This window comes from Phormidium pseudopriestleyi FRX01 (assembly GCF_017313335.1).
Taxonomy (GTDB): Bacteria; Cyanobacteriota; Cyanobacteriia; order Cyanobacteriales; family Laspinemataceae; genus Laspinema; species Laspinema pseudopriestleyi.
This window is the reverse complement of sequence record NZ_JAFLQW010000278.1, coordinates 1-7216: the sequence shown is the minus strand read 5'-3', so window position 1 is coordinate 7216 and position 7216 is coordinate 1. Positions and strand designations below refer to the sequence as shown.

General features: G+C 45.1%; 9 protein-coding genes. 3 read left to right on the top strand and 6 right to left on the bottom strand.

The annotated features are described in order from the left end of the window. Positions 1-964: tetratricopeptide repeat protein (locus J0895_RS10195; protein ID WP_207087992.1), on the top strand; the 964-nt coding region annotated here is incomplete at its 5' end. 375 nt (positions 965-1339) lie between these two features. Here J0895_RS10195 and J0895_RS10190 read toward each other — a convergent pair. Beyond that, positions 1340-2470 (bottom strand): calcium-binding protein, encoded by a 1131-nt coding sequence (locus J0895_RS10190; protein ID WP_207087991.1) that lies wholly within the window; start codon positions 2468-2470, stop codon positions 1340-1342. 286 nt (positions 2471-2756) lie between these two features. Then, entirely contained in the window at positions 2757-4139 is a 1383-nt protein-coding gene (locus tag J0895_RS10185) for a cytochrome P450 (protein ID WP_207087990.1), read from the bottom strand. 172 nt (positions 4140-4311) lie between these two features. Here J0895_RS10185 and J0895_RS10180 point away from each other — a divergent pair, with 172 nt between their 5' ends. Further along, the gene (locus J0895_RS10180) at positions 4312-4665 is read left to right on the top strand and encodes a hypothetical protein (protein WP_207087989.1); all 354 of its coding nucleotides are present in this window, start codon (positions 4312-4314) and stop codon (positions 4663-4665) included. A 117-nt stretch (positions 4666-4782) separates the two neighbouring features. On the opposite strand, the gene J0895_RS10175 is transcribed toward J0895_RS10180, so the two are convergent. The 3 genes from J0895_RS10175 to J0895_RS10165 are packed head-to-tail and all read right to left on the bottom strand — an operon-like array spanning position 4783 to position 6131. Further along, positions 4783-5124, bottom strand: coding sequence for a HepT-like ribonuclease domain-containing protein (locus tag J0895_RS10175; protein ID WP_207087988.1), 342 nt, complete (start codon positions 5122-5124; stop codon positions 4783-4785). Next, the gene (locus J0895_RS10170; RefSeq protein ID WP_340643490.1) at positions 5111-5446 is read right to left on the bottom strand and encodes a nucleotidyltransferase family protein; all 336 of its coding nucleotides are present in this window, start codon (positions 5444-5446) and stop codon (positions 5111-5113) included. The genes J0895_RS10175 and J0895_RS10170 overlap by 14 nt, the downstream gene beginning before the upstream one ends. Then, entirely contained in the window at positions 5439-6131 is a 693-nt protein-coding gene (locus tag J0895_RS10165) for a Uma2 family endonuclease (RefSeq protein ID WP_207087987.1), read from the bottom strand. Before J0895_RS10165 ends, J0895_RS10170 begins: the two co-directional genes overlap by 8 nt. Before the next feature lie 52 nt (positions 6132-6183). Here J0895_RS10165 and rsmD point away from each other — a divergent pair, with 52 nt between their 5' ends. Further along, complete coding sequence (rsmD, locus tag J0895_RS10160; RefSeq protein WP_207087986.1) at positions 6184-6759, top strand: 16S rRNA (guanine(966)-N(2))-methyltransferase RsmD; 576 nt, start codon at positions 6184-6186, stop codon at positions 6757-6759. 183 nt (positions 6760-6942) lie between these two features. On the opposite strand, the gene petG is transcribed toward rsmD, so the two are convergent. After that, positions 6943-7056 (bottom strand): cytochrome b6-f complex subunit V, encoded by a 114-nt coding sequence (petG, locus tag J0895_RS10155; RefSeq protein WP_207087985.1) that lies wholly within the window; start codon positions 7054-7056, stop codon positions 6943-6945. Between the last annotated feature and the right edge of the window lie 160 nt (positions 7057-7216).

The following is a 7216-nucleotide window of genomic DNA, read 5'->3' as shown; positions in this document are numbered from 1 at the left end:
GGAGATGCCACAGAAGCAGGTATATCTGAATTCGCTGATTGCGGCATTCGATTGGCCGATGTTCCTGAATGAGGAACTGGATATGGTCCTGAAGGAATCGATGGATACCCTCTGTTCTACGGAGGATGAGTTACGCTATGCGATCGCCACGTTAGAAAGTTGTGGTTTGGAAAAGAATAGCCGAGAGTGGGTGATGGATGGGTATCGCATTCTGGGGGATAACGACAACTTTATCCGGTTATATGAGGAAAATCTGGAAACCCCTGAGCAATATTTAATGCTGGCGAATTATATGCAGGAAGTGCAGGGGGATATCCCCAGGTCCATTGCGATTTTAGAACGGTGGATTGCAGAACATACGCCCAAAACTGAAGAGAACCTAGAGGATTGGGCTGATTTATATGCTCAGAATTGCTTTTATACAAATGAGCTGCTAACTGAACTCATAGAGTATTATTATCAGCGAGGCGATCGCCCGAATCTGTATCGAATTTTGCTGCTGTGGTTACGAATTGACGGTCTTTGCATCGAATTATACGACCATTTAAAGTCGATGGCAACGGAGTTAAATTGTTGGTCAGACTGCCAACGCCAGATGCATCTGTTCGCCCGGGATGATGCTGAAGTTCTCGCTGAAATATACTTAAAGGAACACAAGTGGGATGCGGCGATTTCCTTGGCCCAGGCCCCGGGTTGTCCAGTCGCCATGAAACAGGCGATCGCCTACCGGGTGAAATCTTCTCATCCAGAGGGGGCGATCGGCCTGTATGAGCAAGTGGTACATCACTATATTCAAAAGAAAAACCGCACGAACTATCAGAGTGCTGCCGAGTATGTGAAGCAAATCCGAGAGATTTACTTATCCATTCTGAATTCTCCATTCCAGTGGGAGGATTATCTCTACGACCTCCAGCAGCAGTATCTGCGCTACCGTGCTTTACAAGAAGAGTTACAAAAGTTTTAGGACGGATAGTACCTGACTGTCAAGACCTCTCCCCGGGTTTTACCCAGGGGGGAGTTATACCAAATCCGGTTGGTAAAAGTCGGTTTTCGCTTTGACGCCGCGCAGGCCTGTCCTGAGCCCCGCCTGTCCTGAGCCCCGCCTGTCCTGAGCCCCGCCTGTCCTGAGCCCCGCCTGTCCTGAGCCCCGTCGAAGGGTCGAAGGGTCGAAGGGTCGAAGGGTCGAAGGGTCGAAGGGTCGAAGCCTGTCCTGAGCTTGTCGAAGGGGGTCGAAGGGTCGAAGGGTCGAAGCCTGTCCTGAGCTTGTCGAAGGGGGTCGAAGGGTCGAAGCACGGGCTTTGTCCGCAAACGCCCCACCCTTTAGGGTGCGGGTTCAAGTCTATCCGAGTAAATCAATCCCTAAATCTTCCGCACTGACTACCTGAATATAATCGAGTAAGTTAAACTCAGAAACATCCACATTCATCACGACACCCAAGACTCGGTTATTGGAATCGATGATGGCGGTATCTCCAATCCCGTCGGTATTAATATCAACCGCGCCGAGGATGATGTTAGAGAGATCAGCCACATTGACTAATTTAATCCGATCGCCTTCGGCAGCATTAAAATCTAAAATGCGATCGGCACTCGCGGCATCGGTCCCGGCAACATCCGCCCGTAAGATAAAATCATCGGCATCGGCACCGCCATAAAGAAAGTCCGAACCCATATCTCCAATTAGAATATCTCGGCCTTCATCGCCATATAAAACATCATTTCCTTGGCCCCCGCGAATTAAGTCATCCCCTGTACCGCCACGAATTGTATCATTGCCTAAATTGCCATTCAGGATATCATTGCCGGTGCCTCCATCGAGCAAATCATTATCTTTGCCACCCCGGAGAAAATCATCCCCTTCTCCCCCAAAGAGGGTGTCGTTTCCTTGGTTGCCATTGGCGACATCGGAACCGCTACTGCCAATAATGCGGTCCTCTCCCTCCAGACCCCGCAATCCTCCCGGCCAATTAATATCGTCTAAAGCAATTTCAATTAAGTTACTGGCAGCATCTGCATCCACAAACCGCCCTAATTGACTGCCTTGAGCCGACCGATTAATCAGGTCAGAAAACCCTTGCTGAACCGTGGTATTTTCAATCAAATTAGTCTTGACAAAATCAGTGATTTGAGTTAAAGAAAATCGCTGAATAATTTCATTGCTGTTGACAAAATCACGAATGTCTCCAACCACTGAGTTGAGGAACTGAGCCGAATTAGCTGCCGTTTGATTGGACTCAATCAATTGATTGACGCGGTTGAGAAATTGCGAACCCACTTGATTGACATCAATATTTCCAATCACCCGGGAAAACACAGAACTCAGGACAAAACCTGTAGGTCCCAGAGTGATAAATCTGGCAGCTTTAGTGGCAATATCTCGTGCCGCCTCTGTTTCCTCTTGGTCATCGTTGCCGACACCGGGTAAGAAGTCAAAAAATCCATCGGGGATGATTCTATTAAAAAGGTCCATGATGAGTCTCCTTGAAGTTCAGAATTAAGGGTACAGTATAGAACATTTTTTAAAACTGACATCAGGATGATTTGACAACGCCTATCAGAATTTTTTTGTGGGAGTATTGAGTCATGGCGAGGCGATCGCCTGGTTTCCAGTCCTCCCTAGTTTTCCATCCCCCTATTTCTTAGGTAGAAAATGGCTGAACATCCGGCTATATCAGAGGGAGGGGGAGTGGGGATTCTGTTTCCATCCCCCTCTTTTTTTTTCTGCTGGATTAAGGGTCGGGTGCGTCTGACTTTTTCTAACGGACAGAGGTTAACTGGGGTTTCTCGGTTCGGGTGCGATCGGCAACCTTAATCATTTTAATTCCTCCAGCCGGTGATAAAGTAATACCTCGGCGCTGGGGTTTAATGGGACCATTTTCTGCTAACTTCAAATCATAATCCGATAAAATGGTGGCTAACACTAACTTCATTTCATAGGCCGCTAATGCGGCTCCAATGCAGCGGCGTTTACCCCCACCAAAGGGCATAAATTCGTAGGGAGAAAATTGCCGTTCTAAGAATCGTTCTGGCTTAAAGTTATAGGAATCAGGATATAAATCTTCTCGGTGATGAAGCAGATAAATACATCCCACTAAATCAGTTCCGACTTCGAGGGAATATCCTAATAAATCCATCGGTTCTTCGACGCGCCGGGGGAAGGTTAACATCGCTACCGGATAAAGTCGGAGAACTTCATTACAAACTGCGGTCAAATAAGGTAGGCCAAAAATATCCATCGGTGCGGGATTATCCCCGAGACTTGCTATTTCTTCACGGAGACGATTTTTGACATCTGGAAGAGCATGAACCCAATATAAGGCCCAGGACATGGCGCTGGCAGTTGTTTCGTACCCCGCAAACAATAAGGTCAGCAATTCATCCCGTAATTCTTTATCGGTCATTGCTTCACCTTCGGCATCCCGCGCTGACATTAACAGGGAAAGGATATCGAGGCGATCGCTCAAGTCTTGTTGACGGCGATTAGCAATTTCTGCATAGAGTAATTTATCAATTTTTTCTCGAATCCTCAGAAAATATCCCCAAGGACTCCATCGGCCTAAATCTACTTGCAATTGCTTAAAAAACAGTAAACCCGAAGCAGCAGGACTGTTAAAAACATCTAACATGGAAGTCATTAGATGTTTTAATTCCTGATAATTTTCTCCGGTTTTATCTAACCCAAAGACAGTTTTTAGCATTACTTCTGATGAGATTTGAGACATCACAGAACGAGCAGTAAAAGGCTGTGAATTTGGCACTTGACTCAGGACAGTTGTAGCAATTTCGCGAATCATTTCGCCGTAAGATTTCATGCGATCGCCATGAAAAGGAGGCATCAATAATTGTCGCTGACGACGGTGGCGATCGCCCTCTAACATAATCACCGAATACTCTCCCAGCAAAGGTTCCACAATTCCATTCACCTTTCCTGGGGTGCTTAACTGCTTGTTGTCATGGGTTAAAATGTATTGAATGGCTTGGGGATGAGAAACGAAGACAAGGGTATCCCCCAACCCGACAACCTCCCCCTGAAATAGGTCGGGATCACGTCGAGCATGGGTTTCCATATATCCCACTGGATTCATCACCCACTGTATTTTTTGCCACAACCGGGGGGTCCCTGAACTAGGAATTTTCATGGATCGAGTTCCTGAACGAGTATTTCTATCAATTTTAAAGGATTTGCTGAAAAAATAGCCAATATTTATGAAAATTTTGATAATCAACCGTTAATTTATCATTTTTTGAAACCCTGAATAAAATGTCAATGAGAGACAATCAAAAGCAACCTGTCATTGAGGCTTTTATTATTTGAGTTGCAAATCTGGCGAACCCGACTTATGGGGACCTAAACTAACTTTTTGGTTAATTCCCGGCATCGGATTCATCAGTTATCTAGCCATGACGATTACTAATTTTTTTCCTAATCCCTTTAATTATCCTGTCCCAATCACCCCAGAAAACTTACAGAATCAATATCAAATCGCCCGTCATGTTTTGCTGTGGATGAAAACTGAAGTCATGGTAATTTTACTTTGGTGGGAAATGATTCGAGTCGCCTTGAAACAATCCACTCATTTATCAAATTTTTATCTGCTGGGCTTTTTAGTCCTGTTATTTCTAACGATTGGATTGTATTTAAGGCAATCTTATCGCGATCGGTAGGAGTGTCAAGATAGAAACCTAGAATAAAGTCTCCGGTTTGCCATAAATCAATAAAGTGGATAGCCTTCTGTCACTCCTGAATAACACAATTAACAAAAAGGCTATCACTTCCTATTCTTACTCCTCCTCTATGGGGAGTAACGGGGTGATTTTTTCTAGCAGTTCAGGAATATCCAATTGGACTGCCTGCCAAACTACCTCTAACTTCACCCGGTCATATTGATGAGTGACTTTATCTCTCATTCCGGCAATTTCTTTCCAGGCAATTTCCGGATGCTGATTGCGAAATTCCATTGATATTCGTTTGACAGCTTCCCCGATTATTGTCAGATAATACAGAACTGCGGCTTGGGTTTTAATATCCCCATTAAATTCATCTTGATTCATGCTTTCCGTGAATTCTAAAATTAATCCAGAAAATCTAGCGATATCTAAGAGTGATGCATTATCTCGCAACATAAAAAACCTCCGCAGTACCTAAAATTTCTTGGCGTCGAATCCAATTCGGACTTTGGGCGATCGCCTCCTTATCAACACAGTCCACTTCTCGACCAAAAATTGTTTCTAATTCTTGCTCCATGCGGACACAATCTAGCAAACTCCAATGAGCATCTGGTGCAAAAGTCACCAGGACATCAATATCGCTATCCGGTCGAAAATCCTCCCGTAAGACTGAACCAAACAAGGCAAATTCAGTGATTTTCCACTGTTGACAAAATGCCTCTATTTTCTCTCTCGGGAGTTCAATTTGAGTTTTGACCATTTTTTCTCCCTTATTCATGATTCTGCAATTGCTCTTTCACCCAAGTTCTCAAGGCTCGCAATGCTGCTATTTGTCCAATGCTGCGGCTTTTCTGAATAAATTCAGGAATCGCAGTCGTAACGGCAATCGGTGAGAAGGTCGGACTGAAATCCCGCTGTAGGTATTCCTCACTCTGCAATTCAAAGATTTCCAAACCTCTGCGCCGGTAGCGCCAAATTTCGGGAATTTTTAAGGATTGATAAATCGGAAATTTATTCAGCGATCCACTCGTGATATCCACCTCAATTACCAAATCCGGCGGCGGGTTTATGCTCAGGTCAATTTTGAGTTTACTTCTCACCCGAGGCTCATTTTGAATGTAGTAGCATTGATCCGGTTCTAATCCGCGCTGAATATCTTCTTTTTTTAAGGTTGTAGAGCCTAAATTCATCAAATTCAGGTTTAACTCGTCTGCCAAAACGACAATACAATCATGGATTGATAAACTGTAGCTTTCATGCTCTTGTGATGGAGTCATAATTTCTAACGTTCCTTGGTCATAGGCAACCCTCACCCTACCAGTATCTTTTAAGTCCAATAAAAGTGCTTCGTAGGTTTGCCAACGGATATTCGGTAAAATAAGGGATGGGATATCCTCTACATCGCCTAATTCCGGGGTTGTCGTTAGGGGTTCTCCGGTGGGGTTCTGTGAAATTCTTACCATACTTTTTCCTCCAGATATTCGGGTTAGACCTGAATCAACTATCCTAACTATTATGAGTCTTAGAATTTATGGTAATCGGTTACTGAAAACTTTATCCGGTGAGCAAACTCGACCGACTGCGGCACGGGTGCGCGAAGCGGTGTTTAATGTTTGGCAAGGGAGTATTAGTGGCTGTCGCTGGTTGGATTTATGTGCGGGTGCCGGTACGATGAGTGCAGAGGCTTTATGCCGAGGTGCTGTAGAAGTTGTGGCAATGGAACAGTCCCCTCGTGCATTGGCGATTATTCGGGAAAATTTGCAACGGGTGAAGCAAGGGGATCAAACGGTGGAAATTCTGCGCGGTGATCTGATGGCGCGGTTAAAATCTTTGCAGGGTCGCCAATTTGACCGGATGTATTTCGATCCGCCTTATGCCAGCAGTCTCTATCAACCTGTGTTGGCGGCGATCGCCCAGTATGAACTCCTGGCACCGGATGGGGAAATAGCAGTGGAACATCGCCGCGATCGCCTCACCATTGAACCCATTCCCACCCTGGAAATCCTTCGGGAACGGCGTTACAGCAATACGACAGTCACATTCATCGGGTTATCCGATGAGTCATTAAGGGAACTCCAAAAAATAAAATAGCAATTGTAGGGTGGTGAAGCCACCGAACAGCTATGTGGGCAATGCCCACCCTACTCCTTTAAAAACTGAATAGGAATGATTTATTTTTTGGAATACCCTAAATTAAAACAGCGATCGCCTCTGCCAGGTTCAGGACCCGAAAGCGGCGATCGCTGTTGTTTTAGTCAGGAATTGGCGATGGGTTTACAAACCAAAATCATTCCCGCGCTTGTACTGCTGGTAAGCGGCGACAAACAAACCAGCTATAGTTACCACAACCAAACCCAACACGATGCCAGACAGTAACGGTTCAACCACGTCTATGAATCTCCTTTGCAACTAGGGTTATATTTTAATATTTGAACTGTACCACGTCTAAAGCCGGGGGATTCCTGCCTACCTCAAAGGGCGACAGCGGGACATTCAAGTATCCCTCTAGACCATCAAAACAACTATCCCTAAAAGAAAAGAGATGATG

Coding starts and splice junctions, on each gene's coding strand:
- J0895_RS10170 (WP_340643490.1), bottom strand. CDS start 5,446: ATGAATAAGGGAGAAAAAATGGTCAAAACTCAAATTGAACTCCCGAGA.
- J0895_RS10190 (WP_207087991.1), bottom strand. CDS start 2,470: ATGGACCTTTTTAATAGAATCATCCCCGATGGATTTTTTGACTTCTTA.
- J0895_RS10175 (WP_207087988.1), bottom strand. CDS start 5,124: ATGTTGCGAGATAATGCATCACTCTTAGATATCGCTAGATTTTCTGGA.
- J0895_RS10185 (WP_207087990.1), bottom strand. CDS start 4,139: ATGAAAATTCCTAGTTCAGGGACCCCCCGGTTGTGGCAAAAAATACAG.
- J0895_RS10165 (WP_207087987.1), bottom strand. CDS start 6,131: ATGGTAAGAATTTCACAGAACCCCACCGGAGAACCCCTAACGACAACC.
- rsmD (WP_207087986.1), top strand. CDS start 6,184: ATGAGTCTTAGAATTTATGGTAATCGGTTACTGAAAACTTTATCCGGT.